This is a genomic window from Gemmatimonas phototrophica (assembly GCF_000695095.2).
GTDB lineage: Bacteria > Gemmatimonadota > Gemmatimonadetes > Gemmatimonadales > Gemmatimonadaceae > Gemmatimonas > Gemmatimonas phototrophica.
The window spans coordinates 4,661,313-4,684,365 of record NZ_CP011454.1; the positions used below are offsets into that span (position 1 = coordinate 4,661,313).

At 65.3% G+C, this 23,053-nt stretch carries 22 protein-coding genes; 7 read left to right on the top strand and 15 right to left on the bottom strand.

Annotation, left to right across the window (positions count from 1 at the left end; translation table 11 throughout):
• Positions 1-103: 103 nt before the first annotated feature.
• The 5 genes from GEMMAAP_RS19630 to GEMMAAP_RS19650 form a co-directional block, all read right to left on the bottom strand.
• Positions 104-577 (bottom strand): GNAT family N-acetyltransferase, encoded by a 474-nt coding sequence (locus tag GEMMAAP_RS19630; RefSeq protein WP_026848891.1) that lies wholly within the window; start codon positions 575-577, stop codon positions 104-106.
• A gap of 227 nt (positions 578-804) precedes the next feature.
• Positions 805-1,098, bottom strand: coding sequence for a DUF1330 domain-containing protein (locus GEMMAAP_RS19635; RefSeq protein WP_026848892.1), 294 nt, complete (start codon positions 1,096-1,098; stop codon positions 805-807).
• Positions 1,099-1,317: 219 nt separating this feature from the next.
• The gene (locus GEMMAAP_RS19640) at positions 1,318-1,647 is read right to left on the bottom strand and encodes a BrnA antitoxin family protein (RefSeq protein WP_075071583.1); all 330 of its coding nucleotides are present in this window, start codon (positions 1,645-1,647) and stop codon (positions 1,318-1,320) included.
• Positions 1,589-1,915 (bottom strand): BrnT family toxin, encoded by a 327-nt coding sequence (locus GEMMAAP_RS19645; RefSeq protein ID WP_026848893.1) that lies wholly within the window; start codon positions 1,913-1,915, stop codon positions 1,589-1,591. The genes GEMMAAP_RS19640 and GEMMAAP_RS19645 overlap by 59 nt, the downstream gene beginning before the upstream one ends.
• A gap of 745 nt (positions 1,916-2,660) precedes the next feature.
• A complete protein-coding gene (locus GEMMAAP_RS19650; RefSeq protein ID WP_082821524.1) occupies positions 2,661-3,560 on the bottom strand; it encodes an alpha/beta hydrolase family protein in 900 nt (299 codons plus the stop codon).
• Between the two features lie 473 nt (positions 3,561-4,033).
• On the opposite strand from GEMMAAP_RS19650, the gene GEMMAAP_RS19655 reads away from it, so the two are divergent.
• Positions 4,034-5,434, top strand: coding sequence for a c-type cytochrome (locus tag GEMMAAP_RS19655; RefSeq protein ID WP_145979263.1), 1,401 nt, complete (start codon positions 4,034-4,036; stop codon positions 5,432-5,434).
• A 122-nt stretch (positions 5,435-5,556) separates the two neighbouring features.
• On the top strand, positions 5,557-6,279 hold the full coding sequence (locus tag GEMMAAP_RS19660) for a hypothetical protein (RefSeq protein WP_026848895.1): 723 nt from the start codon (positions 5,557-5,559) through the stop codon (positions 6,277-6,279).
• A gap of 66 nt (positions 6,280-6,345) precedes the next feature.
• Here the strand turns inward: GEMMAAP_RS19660 and GEMMAAP_RS19665 are convergent, their stop codons facing one another.
• A complete protein-coding gene (locus GEMMAAP_RS19665) occupies positions 6,346-7,014 on the bottom strand; it encodes a hypothetical protein (RefSeq protein ID WP_026848896.1) in 669 nt (222 codons plus the stop codon).
• A gap of 90 nt (positions 7,015-7,104) precedes the next feature.
• Here GEMMAAP_RS19665 and GEMMAAP_RS19670 point away from each other — a divergent pair, with 90 nt between their 5' ends.
• Positions 7,105-9,027, top strand: coding sequence for a pyrroloquinoline quinone-dependent dehydrogenase (locus GEMMAAP_RS19670; RefSeq protein WP_053333830.1), 1,923 nt, complete (start codon positions 7,105-7,107; stop codon positions 9,025-9,027).
• A gap of 152 nt (positions 9,028-9,179) precedes the next feature.
• On the opposite strand, the gene GEMMAAP_RS19675 is transcribed toward GEMMAAP_RS19670, so the two are convergent.
• From GEMMAAP_RS19675 to GEMMAAP_RS20155, 3 genes are all read right to left on the bottom strand, one after another.
• Positions 9,180-9,509: a DHCW motif cupin fold protein gene (locus tag GEMMAAP_RS19675; RefSeq protein ID WP_026848898.1), complete on the bottom strand. Its 330-nt coding sequence runs from the start codon at positions 9,507-9,509 to the stop codon at positions 9,180-9,182.
• Between the two features lie 332 nt (positions 9,510-9,841).
• Positions 9,842-12,124: a protein kinase domain-containing protein gene (locus tag GEMMAAP_RS19685; protein ID WP_053333831.1), complete on the bottom strand. Its 2,283-nt coding sequence runs from the start codon at positions 12,122-12,124 to the stop codon at positions 9,842-9,844.
• Positions 12,125-12,377: 253 nt separating this feature from the next.
• Complete coding sequence (locus GEMMAAP_RS20155) at positions 12,378-12,887, bottom strand: nuclear transport factor 2 family protein (protein WP_158514941.1); 510 nt, start codon at positions 12,885-12,887, stop codon at positions 12,378-12,380.
• A gap of 318 nt (positions 12,888-13,205) precedes the next feature.
• On the opposite strand from GEMMAAP_RS20155, the gene GEMMAAP_RS19695 reads away from it, so the two are divergent.
• Together GEMMAAP_RS19695 and GEMMAAP_RS19700 are read left to right on the top strand one after the other, a co-directional pair.
• Positions 13,206-13,733, top strand: a complete 528-nt coding sequence (locus GEMMAAP_RS19695) for a DUF6428 family protein (protein WP_026848901.1) — start codon at positions 13,206-13,208, stop codon at positions 13,731-13,733.
• Complete coding sequence (locus GEMMAAP_RS19700; protein WP_053333833.1) at positions 13,730-14,398, top strand: sigma-70 family RNA polymerase sigma factor; 669 nt, start codon at positions 13,730-13,732, stop codon at positions 14,396-14,398. Before GEMMAAP_RS19695 ends, GEMMAAP_RS19700 begins: the two co-directional genes overlap by 4 nt.
• Before the next feature lie 221 nt (positions 14,399-14,619).
• Here the strand turns inward: GEMMAAP_RS19700 and GEMMAAP_RS19705 are convergent, their stop codons facing one another.
• The 3 genes from GEMMAAP_RS19705 to GEMMAAP_RS19715 all read right to left on the bottom strand — a co-directional run bounded on the left by GEMMAAP_RS19705 (position 14,620) and on the right by GEMMAAP_RS19715 (position 16,429).
• On the bottom strand, positions 14,620-15,087 hold the full coding sequence (locus tag GEMMAAP_RS19705) for a hypothetical protein (protein ID WP_026848902.1): 468 nt from the start codon (positions 15,085-15,087) through the stop codon (positions 14,620-14,622).
• Between the two features lie 209 nt (positions 15,088-15,296).
• Positions 15,297-15,749: a hypothetical protein gene (locus GEMMAAP_RS19710; protein WP_026848903.1), complete on the bottom strand. Its 453-nt coding sequence runs from the start codon at positions 15,747-15,749 to the stop codon at positions 15,297-15,299.
• Positions 15,750-15,922: 173 nt separating this feature from the next.
• Positions 15,923-16,429 carry a hypothetical protein gene (locus GEMMAAP_RS19715; protein WP_026848904.1) on the bottom strand — a complete coding sequence of 169 codons (507 nt, stop codon included), beginning with the start codon at positions 16,427-16,429 and terminating at the stop codon, positions 15,923-15,925.
• A gap of 220 nt (positions 16,430-16,649) precedes the next feature.
• Here GEMMAAP_RS19715 and GEMMAAP_RS19720 point away from each other — a divergent pair, with 220 nt between their 5' ends.
• A complete protein-coding gene (locus GEMMAAP_RS19720) occupies positions 16,650-17,549 on the top strand; it encodes a DMT family transporter (protein WP_026848905.1) in 900 nt (299 codons plus the stop codon).
• A 166-nt stretch (positions 17,550-17,715) separates the two neighbouring features.
• Here the strand turns inward: GEMMAAP_RS19720 and GEMMAAP_RS21270 are convergent, their stop codons facing one another.
• The 3 genes from GEMMAAP_RS21270 to GEMMAAP_RS19735 all read right to left on the bottom strand — a co-directional run bounded on the left by GEMMAAP_RS21270 (position 17,716) and on the right by GEMMAAP_RS19735 (position 20,479).
• Positions 17,716-18,483, bottom strand: a complete 768-nt coding sequence (locus tag GEMMAAP_RS21270) for a lipocalin-like domain-containing protein (RefSeq protein ID WP_082821528.1) — start codon at positions 18,481-18,483, stop codon at positions 17,716-17,718.
• A gap of 117 nt (positions 18,484-18,600) precedes the next feature.
• Positions 18,601-20,046 carry a pyridoxal-phosphate dependent enzyme gene (locus tag GEMMAAP_RS19730; RefSeq protein WP_053333834.1) on the bottom strand — a complete coding sequence of 482 codons (1,446 nt, stop codon included), beginning with the start codon at positions 20,044-20,046 and terminating at the stop codon, positions 18,601-18,603.
• A gap of 22 nt (positions 20,047-20,068) precedes the next feature.
• On the bottom strand, positions 20,069-20,479 hold the full coding sequence (locus GEMMAAP_RS19735; protein ID WP_053333835.1) for an energy transducer TonB: 411 nt from the start codon (positions 20,477-20,479) through the stop codon (positions 20,069-20,071).
• A 164-nt stretch (positions 20,480-20,643) separates the two neighbouring features.
• Here GEMMAAP_RS19735 and GEMMAAP_RS19740 point away from each other — a divergent pair, with 164 nt between their 5' ends.
• Positions 20,644-22,986 (top strand): Ig-like domain-containing protein, encoded by a 2,343-nt coding sequence (locus GEMMAAP_RS19740; RefSeq protein WP_026848908.1) that lies wholly within the window; start codon positions 20,644-20,646, stop codon positions 22,984-22,986.
• Positions 22,987-23,053 lie beyond the last annotated feature (67 nt).

The window sequence follows — 23,053 nt, forward strand, 5'->3', positions numbered from 1 at the left end:
CACGTGGGCATCGGGTTACCGTCAAGTTGTGCTGCCGATACCCAAAGAAATTGCAGCGACGCAGCCGCCGCTTCAATAACGTGGCCGCCTGCACCAACTGCCGTTAGACCACACCAAGCGTTAGCCCGAGATATCGCGTGCCAGGAACCGGACTCGCGCGATACGCCGGGATATCGACGAAGCCAAACTGCTCGTACAATCGTTGCGCCGACTGCATCGACGGAAGCGTATCCAACACGACTTCCTCGTATCGTGCGGCGCGCGCCTCACGCAGCAGACGAGCGACCAGCGCGCGTCCCACGCCATGGCCTCGGCCGGTGGGACGGACGAACAGGCGCTTCATCTCGGCGCGGCCGCCGCCCGCATCACGAAGCGCTACCATACCAACCGGCTGGTTCTCAAGCGTGGCGAGGAGCAGACGGCCGGACGGCCCTGCGTACGCTCCGGGAAGATGGCGGACCTCGGTCTCGAAATCCTGATACGCCAGATCGACGTCAAGCTGCGCCTGATACTCCATGAGAAGGAGACGCACCGTCTCGATTTCGTGTGCAACCACCGCGTGAGTTATTTCGATCATACTCTCTGTCGGTCTACTGTATGCGCCGGAGTCGGGCGTATGCTTGGCGCTCCTCGGACTCGGAGCGCGCATGCCCGACGCGGCGCCGACCGCGCGCGACTATGGTCAGTGGCGCCCCGTGGTCGCGTTGGTCGCTGACACGTTCTCAACGTGCGGCGTGGCGATCAGACGATGTGATGGTGCACGTCAAGCCAGGCAGGTCGCAACGGCCAGCTGATGGGGCATGCCTACGCCGCGCCCTCGACCAGAATCATGTTGAAGAAGTCCGTCGCCCCCGCGCGCTTCGCGCGCGCGTCGCGATACTGCACCGAGTCATAGAACGCCTGCGCGTCGTCGAAGGCGTCAAACTCGATGACGACGACACGTGACGGCACCCAGTTACCCTCAAGCACCGCCGTGCGGCCGCCCCGGACGATGAACTTGCCGCCGGCCGCAGCGACGGCGGCGGGGGAGAGGGCGACGTATGCCTTGTACTGCTCGGTGTCGCGGACTTTGACGTCGGCGATGATGTAGGCTGGCATGATGGAGCTGTGAGTGCCGGTGTGTCAGTGCCATACATTCCGCAGTGGCGAGACGTTGGCTGGAGCGAGAAAGATGGCGCGCGACGGCCTGCGGGACGAGGGCAACGGTTGGGGGTAAGCCGCTGCAATCAATTGGGGGAGACGCGGGATTCGTCGTTTCGAGCCAGACGGGCAATCTGAGGGTGCCCCCACGGCATGCGGACGGCCCGACGCCTTGCGTTACACCGCGCGCTTTCGACGTGGCGTTGGTGTCGACGCGACCACGTGATCGACGTAGCTGCGCAACACCGCGTTGATCTGTGACTGATACCGAGGCCCCTTGGCGCGAAAGAACTCCACGACGTCGCGGTCCAAGCGAATGGAGATCGCTTGCTTGGACACCGGCGATACCACGCGCGCACTCTGCCACAGCGTATCCGGGAGGTCGCGAAGCTCCGCCGGCGACGTCCGTTGAATTTCCGCCTCCGTGACGCGCCTGAGCCGCGCCAGATCAGCGCGCCCCTTCGTCGGGCTCGTCTTGCTCGCGGATGGCTTCGAGGGCTTCGGCATACAGGCGGCGCTCCTTGCGGTTGCTGAGACGGGCACTGATCAGGCGGCGGACCACGCCGCTGGACGGCTCGACGCGATCGGTGAACACGACCGTGAGCGCGAAGCCGTCGGCGGTGCCGAGCGCCACCACGCGTCGCTCTCCGTAGTCGCGACGCGTATCGTCGAATTCCACGTACGGGCTCGCGAATACCTGCGAGGCGAATTCAAAGTCGAACCCGCGATGCGCGAGATTCCGCAGGCTCTTGGCGGCGTCCCACTCAAAGGTCACAGGTAAAGATACAAATGTATATACACTCGCGCAAGGCCGTTGCGGAGCGAGTCAAGCGGTATAACGCCTCAGCGTTCTGCTGCAGCGCATCATATAAAGTGCGGCCGGACGGGCGGCGTGCGCCAGCACGGCGACCGCCTGCTGCACACCGCTCCGCGCTATCCGCAACAACGCCCAGTTAGGTGGCACTCACGGACTTACTTGGAGTCGAAGCTCACCTCGGTAATCGATGCCCCGAACGCGCTGGTGTGCCGTCAGACGCGTTACGCCGGTCGAGCGTGCGATCACGATACCCGTCGTGCTGCCAACCGTTGCTACCTCAGGATTATCGATGCTGTACTTGAATCCACCCTTTACCAAGCTGAGGCAACGACTTGGTCCGTCCGATACAAAGCCCTGTGCTCTGAACTGTCGCTCTTCTGCAATTCGCATCTGAGCTGTATTTGAGGAGAACGCGTTCCGACGCGCACATTGGCGATCTTCGTCTGACGCTGTGAGCGCTTGGCAACCAATACCGAGCGTTGCGATCACGACGGTGAAGTAGCGGCATTTGATCATGCGAGACCTTCAAGCTGAAAATGGTCGTTGACGCATTAGCTGAACTGGCGGCATTACGAACGGGAATGGAGAATCATGACTCAGATGTTTGAGTCCACCTAATGTTTGCTTCTGCTGCGGACACTCCAATAGAACGCGCGGGCGTAGCCCGCGCCATCCTTAGCGTGGCCGTCGGCAGCAAGCGTCGTTATGGCGCACGGACGATGCCCTGCGTTCGCAACCACGCCATCATCTCGTCCCACACGGCCGGTTGTGGCCCGCCGTCGGCGTCCCGGAGGAAATGGTCGGCGTTCGGAAAGCTCACGACGGTGTGCGTCGGAGTGCCGGCACGCGCCAGCGAGTCCAGCACGCGGCGTGAGGCGAAGGTCGGCACGCTCAGATCCCGGTCCCCGAGCAGCCAGAGGGTCGGGACCGCGGTCTTCGCGAGCAGGGGAGCAGGGTCGTACCCGCGAGGCCCCGCATACGCGAGCACCCGCGCCTCGAGCTCGCGTCGGTCGGTCACCTGGGCGGGCCGTGACCCGTCACCCGAGAGATCGCTGTAGTACTGCTCGACGCCCGTGGAGACGGCGGGACTGGCCAGCAGCACCTGAAAGCGCGGATGGTGTCGTGCGCGTTGCGCCGCGAGGGGAATGATCCACCCGGCCTGGCTCGCGCCGAAGAACCCGACGCGCGTGGCGTCGACGCCGTCGGCGGCGCGGAGTGAATCGAGCGCGACGGCGGCGTCGCCGGCCAGCTGCATGAGGACGGTCTCCGCCGAGTCGCCCCACTGCCGAAGGAAGACGCCCTCGGAGCGTCCTGTGCCACGCTTGTCGTACGTCAGCACCGCGAACCCCAGGCGCACGAGGGCCCGCATGTCGCCGCGGACATCGTCGCGGGTCAGCGGACCGGACCCGTGCACGATGACCACGGCCGGCACGGCGGCGCGTCGCCAGCGCGGCCGCGAGAGCGTGCCCTGCAGGACCACGCCGTCAGCGGCGCGCATGGCGACCGCGCGCTGCTGCATGTACAGCGGACGACTCGGATGGAACGTGAGCAAGCCAGCTCCGAGCGCGATTACCAGGGCAGCAGCGGCGGAGGTCATACGCATCTCAGGCAAGCGGAGTCGTGACGGGTAGCCTTATCGCGAACGGTGCGAGTCGCCATAACGAGTATTAGCCTGCAGGCGATCACTGCAGCCAGCGCGTTAATCAGCGGATTCCTGCAGTCTAATCCACAGCACTTCGCGTCGATGGCATAGTCGGATGTCATTGCCAAGGCGTTGCTTACGCCGCGGAGTTGTGATTTGGCACTCCGAATTAGACTGCAGATAATGCAGTCTAACGTTGTGTCGCGCCGAGAGGCCCGCAAGAGGCGCCCACCTCCGCGACACCCCACCGCAGCCCTCGGCGGGACTGCACGCCTTCACATTTCGGAAGAGCGGTCGCGGCCTGCTTTACCAACGCGTCACTCGGCGTTGCCCTCACCGACAGCATGGTGCTCGTGGCGGCGCCCACAACCGTTCCCTTGCCCCGCCACGCCACGCGTACTACGCTATCCGCCACCCGTCCCCGGAGAAACTTCATGGTGCCGACCCGTCCGCCACAGCGGAAGCCGCTACCGCGACGCTGGCGTCGTTCCCTCGCGTTCTCGTGCGCCGCGGCCCTCATGCTGACCGCGGCACGAAAGGGCACGCCAGCCGCCGAAGCCGGCCGCCGAGCGCCACTCCTGCCACACCGCGCCACCGACTCGTCGCGCATCAGCTTCACCCGCGACGTCGCACCGGTGCTGCAGAAGAACTGCCAGACGTGCCATTCGCCGGGAGGGATCGGGCCCATGCCCCTCCTCACTTACGAACACGCGCGACGCCACGGCCCGCTCATCAAACAGGTCGTGCAGGCGCGCGAGATGCCGCCGTATCAGTACGACACCCACATCGGCATTCAGAAGCTCAAGCACGACTGGCGGCTTTCGGACCAGGACATCGCCATGATTCTCCGGTGGGTGGACGAAGGCATGCCGGAAGGCGACCCGGCCGACATGCCACCCGCGCCCAAACTCCCGGAAGCGGGCCAGTACCAGCTCGCGGCGCAGTACGGCCCACCCGACCTCGTGATCAAGGCGGCCAAGTACACCGTGCCGGCCGTCGGCCAGGACCGCTGGTGGCGCCCTGCCGTGCCGAGCGGGCTCACGACCGACCGCTGCATCAAGGCCATCGAAACCAAGCCGACGGTCGCCGGGCGCAGCGTGACGCACCACGCCAACTCCACCTTCGTCCCCGGCAACGTCACCACGGAACCGGATGCCGTGGGCGGAGGCGGTCCGGGCAGCGTGCGCCTCTCCGAATACGCACTCGGCAAAATCGGCGAGATCGTTCCTGCCGACGCCTGCCGCATCGCGCCTGCGGGCTCCAACGTGCTCTTCGACATTCACTACTTCCCCAATGGGAAGGCCGTCGTTGACGATCAGCTCGAAGTCGGCATCTGGTTCCACGGGCCCGAAGTCACGCCGCAAACGCGGCACCGCCAGACACTCGGGCTCTATGGGCTGCAGAGCGGCTCGGGAGACTTCGAGATCGAGCCACGCGGCACGCTGGTCACCCAGGGCATGCATCGATTCAACACGCCGGTACGCATCGATTCCTGGCAACCGCACGGGCATCTGCGGTTGGTCGCCAAGCGGCTCGAGGTGCTGTACCCCGACGGCCGGCGCGAAACGCTGAGCATGGTGTCGAACTGGAACCCGGGCTGGCACCATAGCCACGTGTATGCCGAAGACGCAGCGCCGCTGCTGCCGGCGGGCTCCGTGATCATCAACACCGCGTGGTACGACAACACCGACAAGAACATCTTCAATCCTGATCCCGATCAATGGGTGGGCATCGGGGATCGCACCACCGACGAAATGAGCCACGCCTGGATCGCCGTCACGCAGCTCGATGAGGCAGCATATCAGCGGCTGCTCGCGCAGCGGGCCAAGAAGTGAGGGTCGCGCTTGTCGCCGTCGCGTGCTGTGTTGCCGTCCCGCTCGCGGTAGTCCCACTGAGGGCGCAACCGCAGCCGGGCGCGCGGTACCCGCTGGGGCCGAGCGCCCCCGCCGGCGCCGGCGTGGCGCCGTACTTCGACGGGTGGTACCCCAATCCCGATGGCAGCACCACGCTCTCGTTTGGATTCATGAATCGCAACGCGAGCGGCGCGGTGGATATCCCCATCGGTCCGGACAATCGGATCGAGCCGGCACAGTTCAATGGGCTGCAACCGACCCATTTCCCGGTCGTACGGTATTCCGCATTTGGTGGCCGGCGCGAACGCGGCGTATTCGCCATTCGGGTGCCCAAGGGGCACAAGGGCGACGTCGTCTGGACGTTGCAACGCAACGGCGTGACCTACTCGGTGCCCGGCCGCGCGACGAGCGAGTACTACAAGCTCTCGTACACGCCGCAGGCCGCCGGATCGATGATGCCGGTCGTGCGCTTCGCCGCCAACGGCCCCGCGTCCGCCGGCCGCGAAGGCGTGACCACCGGACCACTCACGGTCGCGGTGGGCAGCGCCCTCACGATTCGCGTCTGGATGGAGGATCGCGGCGAACGGAAACCGATCCCGGTGAACATGCTCTGGTTCAAGCACCAGGGGCCCGGCGACGTGTCCTTCGAGCCGCGCTCGGCCACCACCGCACCCGGCGGCGGCGACGCGACCACGTCCGTGCGCTTCAGTGCGCCGGGCGAGTACATGCTGCGGGTACGCGTGGACAACTTCGGCATCACCGACAGCGCGCCAGGCCAGCAGTGCTGCTGGACGAACGGCTACGTGCGCGTGAAGGTCAGCGGCTGATCACCGGTTGATCAATGGTTGATCAGCGGTTGATCAGCGGTTGATCAGCGGTTGATCAGCGGTTGATCAGCGGTTGATCAGCGGAGGGACACCGGGGACGCTGATGTGCATCGATGGCCCGTGCAACGACTCGCAGTAGGGGAGCAACGTGGTGGTGCCAACCACCATCCCGGGAACGCGAATGGGAAGCTGGGTGCCGGGATGTCCACGCTGACCGGGGCGCGTGGACTCCTCGATCATCGCGAGGGACTCGCGCACCCAGTGGTCGCGGAGCGTGGACAGCTGCGCGCGCTGCGGCGTGGTGAGCACCCCGAGCGCGTCGCGCCGTGCACGCAGCAGCGCCGTTAGCCACGCCGTCTCTGCGGCGGCCATTGCGTTCATCGCGTCGGGCAGCCCCGACAACGTGGTGAGCGCCGCCTTCGATTCGCGGGAGAGCGAAACGGTGTCAGCAAGGAGCGCGGACATCCGGTCGCGCCACCCGGCGGTACGCTCCACGTACACGGCTTCCGCGTCACAGACCGCGCGCCGCAGTCGCTGCAGGTTGGCCACCTGCCCCTCACCGAGTGCGAGATAGCCGGCGTGATACAGGATCAGGTGCGGACCGCCGAGCACGAGCTGGAGGCGCGCGTCGGAGGCCGGTGCGCTGGCGGCGTGCTCATGGACTTGCGCGGCCAGCCTTGAGGGCGACACCATCGGCGCCACGAGCAGCGCCACGAGGAGCACGACGATCACCATGAAGGGGAATCTGCATTCCCTAGCGAATACGGCAACGGCGGGGCACGTTGTCGCGACGGCTGGATCACCTTTTTCTCGATGGAGCCTCTGATGGGACGGCTTTTTCTCCTCGCCCTGCTGGCGCTCCCCGCCACCGCGAGTTCAACCGCGTCCGCGCAGCGCGGCGCCGGCGCCGAGTGGCCCATTTACGGTGGAGACCCGGGGCACACCCGGTACTCGTCGCTGAACCAGATCGACGCGTCGAATGCGGCGACGCTCGAAGTGGCGTGGCGATGGAGCGCCCGGAATCAGGGTCCCAACCCGGCCGCCGCCAGTCAGACGACGCCCATCTTCGTGAAGGGCCGGCTCTATGCCACCGCCGGTATGCACCGGAATGTGGTGGCGATCGATCCGGCCACTGGCGAAACCATCTGGATGTACCGATTCGACGAGCGTGACCGACTCGCCAAGGCACCGCGCGTGAATTCGGGGCGCGGTGTGTCGTACTGGTCGGATGGGAAAGGCGACGACCGCATTTATGTGGTCACCCCCGGTTATCATCTCATCGCCCTCGACGCTGACAACGGCCAGCCAATCCGTGGCTTCGGACTCAACGGCGTGGTGGACCTGCAGAAGAATCTCCGCGTGCGCGAGGGCGTGTCGGTAGACGGCTCAATTGGCGCAAGCTCACCGGCAGCGGTGATCGGCAATGTGCTGGTCGTGGGAGCGGCGCTGCACGTGGGCATGCAGCCGCCGTCGAAGGTGAACACGCCGGGCGACATTCGCGGCTTCGATGTACGCACGGGGCGTCTGCTCTGGACCTTCCACACCATCCCTTTGCCCGGCGAAGTCGGGAACGACAGCTGGCTCGAGAAGTCGTGGGCGTACACCGGCAATGCGGCCTCGTGGGCGCAGATCTCCTGGGATGCGCAGCTGGGCTACGTGTATCTGCCCACCGAAGCGGCAACCGGCGACTACTACGGTGGCCACCGTCCGGGGAACAACCTGTTTTCGACGAGTATCGTGGCGCTCGACGCGCGCACGGGCAAACGTGTGTGGCACTTCCAGACCATCCATCACGACATCTGGGACTGGGACAACACCACCGCGCCCATCCTCGCCGACCTCACCATTGATGGAAAGCCGCGCCGCATCCTCGCGCAGCTCACCAAGCAGGGCTTCGTGTTCGTGCTCGACCGCGTGACCGGCACACCCGTTTGGCCCATCGAGGAGCGCGCCGTACCCAAGGGGGACGTGCCTGGCGAGTGGTATAGTCCCACGCAGCCGTTCCCCACCAAGCCCGCGCCTTTCGAGCGACAGGGCTTCAGCGAGGACGACCTGCTCGACTTCACGCCGGAAATCCGCGCCCGTGCGCGGGAGATCGCGCGCCAGTACCGCTGGGGGCCGCTCTACACCCCGCCCTCATTGGCGGGCGCCGCCGACGGTACGCGCGGCACGCTCTCGCTCCCCGCGTCTACAGGCGGTGCCAACTGGGAGGGCGGTGCGCTCGACCCCGAGACGGGCTATCTGTATGTGCCGTCGGTCACGGCCCCGTCGTTCCTGGCGCTGCTCCCCGGTGGCAAGGTCTCGGACATGAACTACATCGCGGGCGGCCGGGGCGGTCAACTCGCCCCGGGCGTGCCGTTCGTGAAGCCGCCCTGGGGGCGCATCACCGCGATCGACCTCACGACGGGTAACCATGCGTGGATGGTGCCAAACGGCGACACGCCGGCGTTTGTCGCCGAGCGGCTCAAACTGCCGCCGGCCAGCATTCCCAACACCGGCCGTGCATCACGCGCCGGACTGCTGGTAACGCGTACGCTACTCTTCGCCGGTGAAGGCACAAACGGCAGCAGCAACTTCTGGGTGCTCGACAAGCGCACCGGTGCGCGCATTACGCGACTCGATATTCCGAGCGGTACGCAGACAGGCATTCCCATGACGTACATGCACGACGGGCGGCAGTACGTGGTATTCGCGACCACCGCCGGCGGGCAGGCGTCGGAGATCGTGGCGTATTCGTTGCCGCGGTAGACAAGCCGTGCGGTGGAAGTGTACACGAAGCTGGTGCAAGGGCCCTCGTTAGCAGCAACGCCTGGCCAGGTGGCAGTGCCGGCGACGCCAGGCGCGCGAGTGCTTCGTTCGCGTGCAAAGGCCGGTCAGCGTGAGCGAGGGGTTAACCTCACTCAGTCAACGATGAAGAGCGTGGCACCGATAGCGGTGATGGACTTGTGGGCTTCGGCGTGGTCGGCAACCTGATAGCTCATCCCCGGAGTTAGGGTGAAGACGCGGCCGTCCGCGAGTTCGGTCTTCAGCTCGCCCTCCAGACAGAGCAGAATGTGCCCCTTGTCGCACCAATGGTCCGCTTCATAGCCGGGGGTGTACTCCACCATTCTCACTCTGATGCCGCCAAACTCTTGAGTCCTCCAGTACGCCACACCGGTCTCTCCCTTGTGCTCAGTGCGAGGAACCTGCGACCAGTCTGTGGTCCCAAAAACGATGCCAGTCATCTTCATCATGCTCTCCCGAGTAGGTTTGGCTTCATGGCATCCGGACGGCTTGCCGCCAGAGCAGGTCAGTGCAGTGGGTGGCTCAATGCACTCCCATCACGCAGCGCCACGAATTCGCCAGTACGCGCGCGCAGCGCGCTTCCAAAGACGCCCGCCTGCAGCAAACATTGCTATGCTTGAATGACTCGGAAAGACCGAATGTCTGCTCCATTGTCGATGGCGCGTGGTTCGAGGCCCTGCGAGATAACGAGGCGGGCGAAGCGTTGTTCGTCGATTGCGGGACGATCGTGTCGGACGAGGAGTCGGCGTAACCGACGCCCCTCTTGGCGGGCACCGGCCTAACGCGTCGCCATCAACTCGAGCAGCCGCGTGGCGAGCGGGATTGCCGCGTAGCGCTCCGCGTGGGCCTGCGCAATCGTAAAGGCTGGCGCGACAGCCACATGCTCCCGCCACGCGCGCCAGTACACGTGCGCATGCGCCGTGAACGCGACGTAGGCGTTCCCGAGCTCCACTGAACGGCCGAGCCACTTCACGACGTTCGGCTCGTCATCGAGCGCTGCGAATCCTGCCGCGACGAGCTCCGTGTACTGCCAGTCGTTCCAGAGCACCGCGGCCACCGCCGGCGTCAGTGCCGTCTGCGCGGACGCCGCATCACCGGTGATCGCCGCGACCTGGAATCGCGCCATCTCCACCAGCGGATCGGGAGGAAGCATCCGCACACGCTCGAATACCTTACGGACGTGCTCGGCGTCTCCGAGCGCATAGCCCGCCATGAGCTGGAACAGCAAGTAGGGCAACTCCGGCACATTCCCAAGTTCCGCGCCAAACTCCGAGCGCAGGCGCTCCGGCTCCGCGCGGAAAATGTGCGCTGCGCGTCGGCAGAGCTCCGTGTAGCCGTTGCCGTGCGCCCGCGTCACCGCATCCGCCAAGACCTGCGCGGCATCGACTCGTCCAGAGAACAGCAGGATGATGGAGTACCAGACCCCGACGTCTTCATCGGTGGGCATCGCGTCGTAGGCGGCAGCGAGTCCGCGGAGCGCCCCATCCGTGTCCCCACGCGCGGCGGCTACAAGCCCGCGAATCTCGTTGACATACGGGCTCGTCGGTGCGATACGCTCGATAGCATCAGCGTATCCGAGTGCCTTGTCCAAGTACGTTACGTCACCCGACACACCGTGGTTCACCGCCGCCCAGCAGGCGCGCCCAAGTCCGCGCAACACGAAGACGTTCTGCGGCTCCAGGCGCGATGCCTCAGCGAGGTGTGACATCGCCCGCTGGAATCCAGATACGTTGAACGCCTCGAGCCCCTCGCGCGCCCGGAGGTACTCGTCGTAGGCCGCGCCGCTGGAGATCGGATGCTCAAGCAGCGACGCCTGCTCGGTAGCGGAGAGCCGCAATCGCAACGCGTCCACGATGGCCTGCGCGACACGATCTTGCATGTCAAAGACGTCGTCGAGTGTGCCGTCGAACTTCTCAGTCCAGAGCGTGTGATCACTCTCCGCCTCAAGCAGCGACACCGCGATGCGTATGCGAGCCCCCGCCTTGCGCACACTGCCCTCGAGCAGGTGCGTGACTCCGAGTGCGCGCGCGATCTCCGCCGGTGGCCCGGTACGCTCGCGATACTGTGCGACGCTGGTGCGTGACCGCACGCGCAACGCCGAGACCTTGGACAGCATGAGGATGACTTCCTCGGTCAGCCCGTCGGCAAAGTAGCCGTTGTCCGCATCGGCGCTGAGGTTCGCGAACGGGAGCACCGCCAGCGATGGCCCTTCGGCCACCGGTACAGCGTTCATATCGCCCAAAGCCTCGGCAAATGCAGAAGCCGTGGCGAAGCGCGCCGCGGGATCACGGGCGAGCGCCTTCGCGATGGCCGCATCGCAGCGCGCAGGCGTGTCGGCACGGCGCGAGGAGGCCCGCGGCGCATCCTGGGTGATTCGTTGGACGAGGATAGCCTCATACGTCGCACCCGTGAAGGGCGGCGTGCCCGTGAGCAATTCAAAACAGATTGCGCCCAGCGCATAGATGTCGGAGGACGGGCCCAGCGTGCGCTCTCCGGTGGCCTGCTCCGGCGACATGTAGGCCGGCGTGCCGACCGCCACCCCCGTTTGGGTGAGACGTTGCGCGATCGGGGTGCCGGTGCTCGCGGCGATGCCGAAGTCTGCCAGCAACGCATGCTCGCCGCTCACTAGGATGTTCTCCGGCTTCAAGTCCCGGTGGAGTATGCTGCGATCGTGTGCATACGCGAGTGCATCGGCCACCTCGCGCACATAGCGCAGGGCCTCCGCCACGGGGAGCGGACCACCGCGCTCCATGCGCGCCCGCAGCGTCTCGCCTTCGATGCGCGGCATGACGAAAAACAGATGGCCGCCAGCATCGCCGGAGTCGAACACCGGCACGATGTGCGGATGCTGCAGCTTCGCGGTGATGCGAATCTCGCTGAGGAAGCGTTCGGCGCCTAACGATGCGCTCAGCTCCGGGTTCAGCACCTTGATGGCGACTTCACGATCATGACGCAGGTCCATCGCGTGGTAGACCGTGGCCATGCCGCCGGCGCCAAGTTCACCCTCGATACGGTAGCGGTCGGCCAAGGCGGCAATCAGCCGTTCCGGGATCTGGCTCATGGCGGATGAAGCTACGCTGCCGACGCCCCTCGCGCGACCAAATTGGCCGTGCCGGCCTCGCGCACGCTCAGCACGTGTACGGGGAGCACGAGCAAGTCGCCACGAGCCGAAAGGCAGAAGCGTCGAAAGTAATTCGCATCCAGCCATCACCCTGTCGTTCGAACGCGCGGGTCAGCATCACGCGAGCGTCTGCAGCGGGCATCGTTATGCGCGGCATCGGACGACCGTCAGTCGCACGCCGGCAATCAAAGCATTAGCGGCTGGCGGGCGACTCACCCTTGAGTTGTCGCTGATACTCGTCGTTGTCAAAGTGACCATCGGACTTGAGGATCAGCCCATTCGCACTGAACGTCCACCGCTCGTATCCGGTGAGGTTCACCGCTTTCCCGGTACCACCCGGTCCCGTATTGGTCCCAGTCCACGTCCAGTGGAACACGCTCGCTCCCGACTCCTCGCGGAGTGAGTCCATCCGGACGACCATATCGGGGAAGGCGGCCATGTAGGAGCGAGCCGTTTCGACGATGGCGGCCCGCCCAGCGGACGCCGATCCGTTCACGATGAGCGACCCCGCCTCCTCATAGAACGTACCGAAAGCAACCGGATCCTTTCCGCTCCAAGCGGCCGCGTAGCGAGTGGCAAAGCTCGTGCGATCTTCAGGCACCACCGGCTGCTCCTCCTTGCTGCAGGCAATGAGCGTCGCGACCAAGACGGCGGCTACACAACCAGGGAACCACGTGCTACGTGTGGCGCGCGCTCTGCTCATGGATCTGCTCTTTCCGCTGAATGTGTGACTGTACATGCCGGAATCCTGCATAACGCCAAGTTGTGCTGCGGCCGCGTTCGGAAAATGCCGGTGGACGGCCGCGTGGTACCGAAAGGTACGACAAGGCGCGGCGGCCCACCTGCTCCCCCTCGACGGTCGTCGGTCACCAACTGCGGTTAGGCCAATCTGGCGCAACTGGCGTGCCCCCCGTCCTGCGACCATTTTGAAGATCGGCGTCTATACCTATGTGCCCGATGAACCGTGTCCACGTTGGCCGGCGTTCGAGGCACATTCTCCGTCCTCAAAGGAAGCGCCGCCATGCTATTCGCCGATTTTGCTGCCGAGCTCGCCAAGTTCCCCGAACACGAACTCGTGTTCACGTTCGGCGACACGACCATCGGTCGTGGCTATCACCTGACCGAGGTACTGCGTCTGACCGTGGACGCCGTCGACTGCGGTGGCGCGCAGGACCACTGGAAGGAGACCGTACTGCAGCTGGTGGACTCACCGGCGGTCGAAGGCCGAGCGCCCATGAGCGCCAAGAAGGTTGGTGGCATCCTGCGGCGCTCCCAGGCGATGGTGCCGCTGGTGCCGGATAGTGAGCTGGTACTGGAGTTCCGTCCGGTGGGTGCGCTCGCTGCGCAGCGGTATCACGTCTCGGAGATCGTGAGCGGAGCGGCGGGGTCGCTGCGCGTGGTAACGCACGGGGCTCGCACGCAGTGCAAGGCGGCGGAGCGCAGCGGGACGGTATGTGGCGCGGACAAATCGGCAGGCGGTTCAAGCCGCTGCTGCGCACCGCGCGGAGCGTCCGGACGCCCGCGCGCCGCGGTGCGCTGCTGCGCGTGACGAGCCGCGGCGCGCAGATCGCGAAGACACCGACGACCGCCGAACACGCGACCGCCGAGCAGGCGTTGGCGACTGCCTACCTGGACCTGCACGATGGCCTGTTGGCGTCTATCCGCCGACAGATCAGTGACCCACAGCTTGCCGAGGACCTGCTGCACGACGTGTTCGGCAAGGCGGTGCGCGCGATGCGCGAAGGGCGCGCACCTGGAAACTTGGCGGGATGGCTGCACCAGGTGGTCCGCACCACGATCGTCGATCATTTCCGCGCTCGGCGACCGGACGTCCCGCTAATGGAACACGAACTGGCCGCGCAGGAGCCGCCGGACGTGGCGGCGTTTCAAGCCTTGGCCACCTGCCTCACGCCCCTCGCAGCCACGCTGCCGCCGCTCTATCGCGACGCGCTGGACGCGGCTGACTTCCAGGGACATCGGCTCGCCGCGATCGCCGACGCCGAGGGCGTCACGGTCTCCGCGATCAAGAGTCGGGTCAGTCGGGCGCGCGGCCTACTCCGGCAGCGCGTGCTGACGTGTTGCGCCGTGTTCCTCGATGCGACGGGATACGTGGAAGATTTTCAGGTCCGTGCGTCAGCCGACTGCGCGTGCGAGCCGACGGCGGGAGGTTCGTCGCCTCGTGCGACGCAGGCGCGCTTACCTGGCTGCCTGTGACCATGTAGGGCCTGTTGGCAGGCCGAGACGCTTCAGAGAGCCATGAGAGCAAGGGTAAAGGAGAGTAGGCATACTATCAGGTCTCCAGGTGTCGGTGGGCGGCATAACGCCTCAGCGTTCTGCTGCAGCGCTTCCAACAAAATGCGGCCGGACGGGCGACGTGCGCCAGCACGGCGACCGCCTGCCGCACACCGCTTCGCGCTGACAGCAGCAACGTTTCGTTAGGTGCCCGGCTCGGGCGCGAACTGCGTTCCGACAGGCCGGGTGCAGCCCGCGAGGGTGACTGCAGGACGGCTCTCAACCCATAAAGCGAACTCGTAGTACTGCGGTTCGGTCGTCGACAGATCCAGCACGACATAGGCGAGGCGATCTGGCCAATCGGGATTCTCAATGGGCACGAATCCGCTCCCGTACACGACCCATCCCTTAAGGTCCGCCGCCGCCGCCAATTGTGCCAAGGCATCCTCAGTCGACCCGCGTGGAAGGCGGATCAGTACGGCCGGTCCGCAGGGGAGTGTCGGATAGTCAAATGGCCCAAGCGGACGATATGCAGAGGTCCACGTTTCCTCATTGGCAAGATCCCAATGCTTGGGGATGTCGGGATAAACATCGCGCCAGGTAGCACCGACCGGCAGTGAGCTCACATGCGCTAAGAACTCCACGACGGCTTCTTCACTGCCGGACGCCATTACACCATATGGTGAACTCTCTTCGTCAAGCCCGATGCGACGAAGCTCACGACGAAACCTCTCGACCAAATTAGCAGTGGCCAATTTATCCCTCTGGAAGCGTTGCCGCCTAACGCCTCAGCGTTCTGCTGCAGCGCATCAAATAAAATGCGAGCGCAGCGAGCTTCCGAAACTCGCTCGTCAGCTTCAGCGCACGTTAGGGCGCACGGTCACATGCAGGGCCGGCCCGCGCGAACGGCGGCACGGCACGCCGCCGGTGTGGGAAGGCCGTGTCGCTCCAAGCGAACATACAGCGAGTCCGCGAACCCCGCACGCACGAGGGCGGTCACGTCGGCACGAGCGAACTCCATCCGCGCGAGCCGCAACGCCACCGGTCCCGCCGGAAGCGCGACACGCGCACAGCCGTCCGCTTTCGTACGCGCGGTATCCCCGCCCTTCACGCCTTGCACCAACACATTCGCGACGGCGGTGTCACGAGGGAATGCGGTAGCGCACACGATCAGCAGCCCACGGGCGCCGAGGGCCGGCGTCAGCGTATCGGCGCGTACATATCGTACGGCACTTGCCACCACCGGCACTGGCGACGCGCTCGCGCAGGCGAGGAGGCTGAGCAGGACGGCGATCTTGCCTATCCCCGCTGCCGCAGCACGTGGATCGATCATTTGAGACACGATCTCATAATCGCTGAGAAAATTGAAGTGCGCCCTAACGCCCCACGTTCTGCCGCGGGGCAGGATAACAATGCGGCAGGCGAACGGAGTGAGCCAGCCGCCCTCCTTTGTTTAGCCCCGTCGGCAGCAGCGCCTCGTTAGGCACCAGATCCGTGCGTGATGATTCACTTTGCACTGAGCAGCTCCACCAGAGAGCCACCGTCGGGGAAGCGCACATCGTGTATCCGCCAGCCGTGTGGAGTGACGACCACTTGGTAGGTGAGTCGGACGACCTCTCCGTCCGGCGGCGGATACGACCGGCCGAACGTCACGATGATCTCGGTTGAGTCCGACCCTACCGCGATGCTCAGGCGCTTGGCCTCTGGATCATTCGAGTGCCAGATCGGCGAGCCACTGAGATTGCACACCTCCTTGGTGCGCTCTCTACACCGTCGATCCTGCTCCAGGAGGTCGGCAAGGCGGTCATCGAAGTACCGGGTCAGTACGTCCCGAGGCTCCTCGAGCAGCTTCCGCCGCGCCCGGCCGTCCGCGAAGACGACTTCCCACGCGTAGTCGTGATACAGCTGCGCTACAACCGTTGAGGGGGGCGATGCCGCGGTGCGCGTTGCCCCTGCCGGCGCGCAGTTGACGCCAAGCAAGCACAAGGTGACGAGAGCCAACGTCCGGCGCATTTACCCTCGAGTGTATGTGTGCCTAACGCTGGCATTCTGTTGCAGGGCCCTCCAATAGATTGCAGGCGGCGGCCGGAGGGAGCAAGCCTGTAGTCCTTGAAGGCCCTGGCAACAGCAATGCTATGTTATACCGCTGCCACATGATGCTGCGGACGCTTCACTGCGCCAATATTGACGAGTGAGCCGCCCCGGCTCGTCTTGCCCTCTTTGTGATTGCTTGATGCCTGATCCCCGCACGACCAATCCGCACGCGCAGGCAACCGGCACCGTCTACACGGTCCTCGCTGCCACGGGTTTCGCCGCCGTCAGTATTCTGACCGCGAAAGCGTTGGCTACAGGGCTTACGCTCGCGACGATTCTCGCGTGGCGATACCTCCTGTCCGCGCTCCTCCTGTCGCTTTGGGTCCTCGCCCACACTTACGTGCCCATCCCACGCCGAACGATCCTCGGCTTTGTCGTGGTCGGGGGATTCGGGCAGGCCCTGGTCGTGTACCTCGCGCTCTCGGCGCTTCGCTTCATCCCGGCCGCGACGCTCGCCTTCTTGTTCTACACGTATCCCCTGTGGGTGACAATAGGCCAAGTGCTGCGCGGGGCGGAGCGCGTCGACCGTCGACAACTTGCGGCCCTCACTCTCTCGCTCGCGGGCATCGTCACCATGGTCGGGGGCATCGGGGTGGACGGCACCGATTGGCGGGGCGTTGCGCTCGCCCTCGGGGCGGCCCTCCTCTATGGCGCGTACATCCCGATCTTGCGCACGCTCCAGGCCGATCATCCCGTCGCGCCGTCGTCCGCGCTGGCAAAGCTGGGCGCGGCGACCGCCTTTCTGGTGGGCAGCATCGTGAGCCACTCGTTTTCGTGGCGACTGTCGGGCGAGGCGTGGCTGACGATTTCGGCGCTCGCGGTCGGGAGTACCGTCCTCCCCAGCGTGTTCTTCGTCTTGGGCCTGGTGCGACTCGGTGCGACGCGGACCGCGATCGTGTCCACCGTCGAACCGTTTCTCACCGCACTCCTCGCCGCGATCTTGCTCGCGCAGCCACTCACGGGCCGCACCCTGCTCGGCGGCGCGCTCATCGCGACGGCGATGCTGCTCCTCCAACTCCGTGGCACAGCAGAGGCGTAAGCAGCACGACGCGTAGGGCTCGCGACGCGCACGGAGCGTACGGGCCGTGCCGGACCAGCAAGGCTCAGGGTACGCCATCGCTCGTTAGCGGTATAACGCATGAGTTAAGCTGCGGGCGAATCAATTCGGCGAGCGAAGCGAGCAGTCCATGAATCGCCCGTCAGCTTCAACGTTCGTTAGGCGACGGGGCGCGGCGCCAAACGAGTACGGGGCCAACGGACGTGGGTCGTCCGTTCGCATCTGTAATGACTCGCAACTCAACCTCGTTGGGAGAGATGAACCGGTAGCCGCGGACCAGCTTTCGGCCGACCCAGTCGGGGGACATCGCTCCCTGCACGGTGTGCGTGACCGTGTGTGCCAGAGTGTCGAGCACATAAGTGCCGTAATATGTCGTCAGGCCCGCAAATTGAGTGCGCGCTGCATCTGCGCTTACTGAGTCCCACCGAACGCCGACTGACGGACGGCGTGTGTCATAAAGCTGGGCGGACATGAAGCCGGCTTCCGTGTAAATGATGAGCCCAGCAGGCTTGTCATCCCACCACGGATGCGCGCCACCACTGGAATCGGGCAGCCGGTAGCTGGTCAGCTGCCACTCACCTATCAGTGGCGATTGGAACGGAGCCCGCTCTTTCGCGCAGCCTGCCGCTAGTACCGAACCAATCACAACAGTCTTGAATGCGCGGCGCATGGCAGCTGACTTTGAGAGGGTATACGTGCGTTGCCTAACGAGTATTAGCCTGCAGCCGATCACTGCAGCCAGCGCGTTATACAGCGGATTTCTGCAGTCTAGTCCACAGCACTTCGCGTCGATGGCATAGTCGGATGTCATTGCCAAGGCGTTGCTTACGCCGCACAAACGCAATTGGGTGCCCCGATTTAGACTGCAGAGAATGCAGTCTAACGTTCCGCCGCGCCGAGGATCGCGCAAGCCCATATGACAATCGAGGCAACCAGGGCGTCTCCGCCCGGTTGCCTCGATGGTCTTGCATGCCTCGGTTGCCTCGGCTGCCTTCGTGCGATCGGTTCCCAACCGCTACGACCGCATCACGACCTACCGGTGCATCAAATACTCCAGCACGTCAAAGCGCGTCACGATCCCCTGCACCACGCCATCCTTGCGCATCAGCACCGCGCGGTTCGACTTCGACAACAGCTTCGCCACACTCTCCACCGGCTGATCGCTCTCCACCGTGGGGAATGGCTGGTCCATCACATCGCCCACGCTCTTGTCGAGCGTCTTGGGGTCCGCGAGTGACTGCGAGGTGAGCTGGCTCTCCGCCACGCTCCCCACACACACCGCGCCGTCCATCACCGGCACCTGACTCACGTTGTGCAGCGCCATCAAACGAATGGCCTGCCGCACCGTCGCCCCCGTCGTCACACTCACAATGGCCGGCGCGCTGGCATCCTTGTTCCCCAGCACACTCTCAATGCTCGTGTGCGGCGAATCGAGCAGCTGATTCTCGCGCATCCACTCGTCGTTGAACACCTTGCTCAGATACCGCTCGCCGGTGTCGCACAGGAATGTCACCACTAGCGCCTCAGGATCATCGAGCCGACGCGCCACCGTGAGCGCCGCGTGCGCAATCATCCCCGCGCTGCCGCCCACAAAAATGCCTTCTTCGCGCGTCAGCCGGCGCGCCATCGTGAACGCATCCTTGTCGCTCACCGAGATGAACTCGTCCACCATGGCCATATCGAGCGTGGCCGGCACACAGTCCTGCCCCACCCCTTCCACCTTGTACGGCGCGCCCGTGGGATGGCCTTCCCCCTTGGTCCGCCACAACTCGGCCAGCACGCTCCCCTGCGGGTCGGCGGCGATGATCTTGATCTTGGGGTTCCTGCTCTTGAGGTAGCGCGCTACACCGGTAATGGTGCCACCCGTGCCCGCGCCAGCCACGAAGTGCGTAATGCGCCCCTCCGTCTGCTCCCATAGCTCGGGACCCGTGGTAGCCACATGCGCCGCCGGGTTGGCCGGGTTTTCAAACTGCCCCGCCAGCACCGCGCCCGGCGTTTCGCGCACAATACGCTTCGCCATCTGCACGTAATTCTGCGGATGATCGGGGGGCACGGCGGTGGGCGTAATGATCACTTCGGCCCCGAACGCCTTGAGCAGGCGCACCTTCTCCTGGCTCATCTTGTCGGGCATCGTGAAAATGCAGCGGTACCCCTTGAGCGCGGCGGCAATGGCCAGCCCCACTCCGGTATTGCCGCTGGTGGCTTCCACGATCACGCCGCCCGGCTTGAGCGTGCCCGCCGCCTCGTGGGCCTCAATCATGGGCATGCCAATCCGGTCCTTCACGCTGCCACCCGGATTGAAGAAATCCGCCTTGCCATACAGCGGCGTACGGATTCCACGGGCTACCCGCGACAACCTGATGAGCGGCGTCCAGCCAATCGTGTCGAGGACGCTGTCATAGGGGCGGCGGTGCCGCACGTGTTCCTGCTGAGAAATATCGACGGAGGCCGTCACGTCACTGGGGAGAGAGGTGGGCATAACCGGCGCTGGACCAGCGCCGCTACAACGTATCGCCCGCGGGCATCCGGCCGTCCGGATGCCGAAAATGCACGGGATACAACAGCGAGACGGGAATGGGGGTCCCGGCACGACGCGCCGGGCGGAACCGCAGCTGCGCTGCCCCCGCCACCGCCGCCGAGTCGAGGGCGGTGTGACCCGAAGGCTGCACCACCCGTGTACTGTCAGACACCACACGACCGTCCGCGTCCAGAAACAGCCGCAGCGTCACATTGCCCTCGATCCGCTGCAGATACAACGACACGGGATACCGGAAGGGCACATCCTCGTTCAGCATCTGAGGGCGCTCATCCGGCATGGCTGAGCTGGCACCAAACCACCCACCACCTGGACGGGCGATTCGCGCGCGCTCGGAACAGCCAAGCACCGTGAGGGGAATCAACAGGGCAGGCATCAGAGATGGCAATCGGTGAACGATCCTGCCCGCTCGCATGCCGCAATGTACACCGGCACCCTTCGCATCGCTCCGCACCACCGCCTCCCCTCGCACTTGTCCGCGCAGCCTCCATCTTTCGCCTCCAGCTGCGTTTTCTGCCCGCTCCTTTTTCGCGTCACCCAATGCGCCCGCTGCCTTCCGTAGTCTCCCGCGTCTCACGTCACACCGCCCTGAGCAGTCTTCTGCTCGGCGCGTTGGCCTTTGGCGCCTGCAAGTCCAGCGACGGCAGCACCGGCCCTGGCCCTACGCCCACATTGGTTCGGGCCCAAACGGGTGATCTCCAGACCGGGGTAGCCGGGGCGGCGCTCCCAACCACGCTCAGCGTGCTGGTCACCGACAAGGACAGCAAACCGGTGTCCGGACGACGGGTAGACTGGGATGTGGGCGTAGGATCGGGCACCGTCTCCCCCGCCAGCAGCACCACCGACTCGCGTGGTGTGGCCACCACCACCTGGACGGTAGGCACCACGGCCGGGGTGGCCCGGGTAAGCGCTCAGGTGAACGGGGTGAACCCGGCCAGCTTCACCGCCACCGTCTTGCCCGGCCCGGTCGCCGCCATCATTACCACCCCCGAAGCGGCCTTTCTGGGCGTGGGCGATACGCTCCGCCTGCGCGCGTCGCTGCGTGACCAATTCGGCAACGACATCGTGGGGCAGGCCATTACCTACGCGTCGCTGGATGTCGCCGCCACCGTAAACAGCGGCGGGCTCATTACCGCCGTGGCGCAGGGCAACGCCCGCATTGTCACCAGTGCCTCTGGCCGCGCCGACACGGTGCCGGTGAGCATCGGCCCCGCCGGATCGGCCCCCTGTGGCCCCACCACGCCTCGCACACTCGCCCTGGGCGAAGTGATCAATCCGGTGGCCGGCACCAGCAGCCTCACCGCCTGTCTCGCCTCGCCAGTGGGCGTACTCAGCTCCGAATACGCGCTCACGCTCATCTCCACCGCCACCTCGTTCGGCACCACCACCATTGCCGACGTGCTGGGCATTGGCACCAACGGCCCGCTGTCGGCCGCGCTCGTCAGTCCGCTCCCCGGCTCGGCCACCGTGCCACTCGCCAGTGGCGTCACCTTCAGTAATGTCCTGTCGCCAACCGAACAGTTCGAGCAGACGCGACGGGCCATCGAACGCCGCGAGCTGGAACCCCTCGTTGCCGATGCCCGTGACTGGCTGCCGGTCACCCGGCAGCGCGCCGCCCTCACCGCCGTCAGCGTGGGCGACGAAATCAAGCTCAACGCCAACGCCAATCTCGCCTGCAGCAGTGCCGACACGCGCACGGGTCGTGTTGCCGCCGTGGGCACCCGCGCGCTCGTGGTAGCCGACAAGGAAAATCCCTCCGGCGGCTACACCGACGCCGAGTTTGCGAGCATTGCCGCCACGTTCGATACGCTGGTGTTCCCCATGGACACCGCAGCCTTTGGGGCACCGTCCAACATCTCGCAGTACGGCAAGATCATTCTGTTCTACACGCGTGCCGTGAACGCCCTCACGCCGCAGGGCGCCGGCTTCACCATTGGCGGGTTCTTCTTCGCACGCGACCTGTATCCCAAGACGGCACGCAACGGTCTCCCCGCCTGCGCAGCGTCCAACGAGCAGGAGATGTTCTATCTGCTCGTCCCCGACCCGGACGGCGCCGTGAACGGCAACCGGCGCGCCAAGGATGCGGTGACGCGACTCAACCTCACCACCATCGCGCACGAACTCCAGCACCTCATCAACGCATCGCGCCGCATTTATGTGAACAGCGCCCCCAACAGCACCGAGCAGGTGTGGCTGGACGAAGGGCTGTCACATGTGGCCGAAGAGCTGCTCTACTTCCGCGTGAGCAACTACAACTCGCGCCAAAATCTGGTGCTCACCGACGTCAACGGCACGCGGGCCGAGCAGTTCAGCAACTTCGCGTCGCAAAACTTCTCGCGCTTCTACAACTTCCTCATTGCGCCGGAAACCAACTCACCGTACGCGCCCAACGATTCACTCGGTACGCGCGGCGCCATCTGGAACTTCCTCCGCTTCGCGGCCGCCCGGCAAGGCGCCAGCAACGAAGCGTCGTTCCTGCGACAGCTGGTGAACTCCACCAGCACCGGCGTGAACAATCTGCAGCAGGTGCTCTCAGGCGGTGCCTTCGCCGATTATCTGCGCGACTGGACGATCTCCCTCATTGCCGACGACTACTCGGCAGCCACGCGCGACGGACTGGGCACACAGTACACCAACCCGGCCTGGAGCTTCCGCAGCATTTACCCCGGCCTGCGAATTGGCACCAGCCAGCCACTGGGTGTCTATCCCATTGCCACGCGCTCGCTGCTCAGCAACAACCCGCAACGCATCTCCCTCGCCGGCGGCACCAGCAGCTACATCCGCTTCAGCGTTCCCGCCGGCCAGCGTGCACTCATTTCACTCTCCAGCAACGGCGCGTTGCCACCCGGCACGTTGCGCTACGGCATTGTGCGGTTGCGCTGAACGCTCTTCACCTCCACAGCTCCCCACCTCCCTCGTTCTGGTACGTGCCAGATGGGAGGTGGTGGTG

Coding starts and splice junctions, on each gene's coding strand:
- GEMMAAP_RS19630 (WP_026848891.1), bottom strand. CDS start 577: ATGATCGAAATAACTCACGCGGTGGTTGCACACGAAATCGAGACGGTG.
- GEMMAAP_RS19635 (WP_026848892.1), bottom strand. CDS start 1,098: ATGCCAGCCTACATCATCGCCGACGTCAAAGTCCGCGACACCGAGCAG.
- GEMMAAP_RS19640 (WP_075071583.1), bottom strand. CDS start 1,647: ATGCCGAAGCCCTCGAAGCCATCCGCGAGCAAGACGAGCCCGACGAAG.
- GEMMAAP_RS19650 (WP_082821524.1), bottom strand. CDS start 3,560: ATGCGTATGACCTCCGCCGCTGCTGCCCTGGTAATCGCGCTCGGAGCT.
- GEMMAAP_RS19655 (WP_145979263.1), top strand. CDS start 4,034: ATGGTGCCGACCCGTCCGCCACAGCGGAAGCCGCTACCGCGACGCTGG.
- GEMMAAP_RS19665 (WP_026848896.1), bottom strand. CDS start 7,014: ATGGTGATCGTCGTGCTCCTCGTGGCGCTGCTCGTGGCGCCGATGGTG.
- GEMMAAP_RS19670 (WP_053333830.1), top strand. CDS start 7,105: ATGGGACGGCTTTTTCTCCTCGCCCTGCTGGCGCTCCCCGCCACCGCG.
- GEMMAAP_RS19675 (WP_026848898.1), bottom strand. CDS start 9,509: ATGAAGATGACTGGCATCGTTTTTGGGACCACAGACTGGTCGCAGGTT.
- GEMMAAP_RS19685 (WP_053333831.1), bottom strand. CDS start 12,124: ATGAGCCAGATCCCGGAACGGCTGATTGCCGCCTTGGCCGACCGCTAC.
- GEMMAAP_RS20155 (WP_158514941.1), bottom strand. CDS start 12,887: ATGAGCAGAGCGCGCGCCACACGTAGCACGTGGTTCCCTGGTTGTGTA.
- GEMMAAP_RS19695 (WP_026848901.1), top strand. CDS start 13,206: ATGCTATTCGCCGATTTTGCTGCCGAGCTCGCCAAGTTCCCCGAACAC.
- GEMMAAP_RS19705 (WP_026848902.1), bottom strand. CDS start 15,087: ATGGCGTCCGGCAGTGAAGAAGCCGTCGTGGAGTTCTTAGCGCATGTG.
- GEMMAAP_RS19710 (WP_026848903.1), bottom strand. CDS start 15,749: ATGATCGATCCACGTGCTGCGGCAGCGGGGATAGGCAAGATCGCCGTC.
- GEMMAAP_RS19715 (WP_026848904.1), bottom strand. CDS start 16,429: ATGCGCCGGACGTTGGCTCTCGTCACCTTGTGCTTGCTTGGCGTCAAC.
- GEMMAAP_RS19720 (WP_026848905.1), top strand. CDS start 16,650: ATGCCTGATCCCCGCACGACCAATCCGCACGCGCAGGCAACCGGCACC.
- GEMMAAP_RS21270 (WP_082821528.1), bottom strand. CDS start 18,483: ATGGGCTTGCGCGATCCTCGGCGCGGCGGAACGTTAGACTGCATTCTC.
- GEMMAAP_RS19730 (WP_053333834.1), bottom strand. CDS start 20,046: ATGCCCACCTCTCTCCCCAGTGACGTGACGGCCTCCGTCGATATTTCT.
- GEMMAAP_RS19735 (WP_053333835.1), bottom strand. CDS start 20,479: ATGCCTGCCCTGTTGATTCCCCTCACGGTGCTTGGCTGTTCCGAGCGC.
- GEMMAAP_RS19740 (WP_026848908.1), top strand. CDS start 20,644: ATGCGCCCGCTGCCTTCCGTAGTCTCCCGCGTCTCACGTCACACCGCC.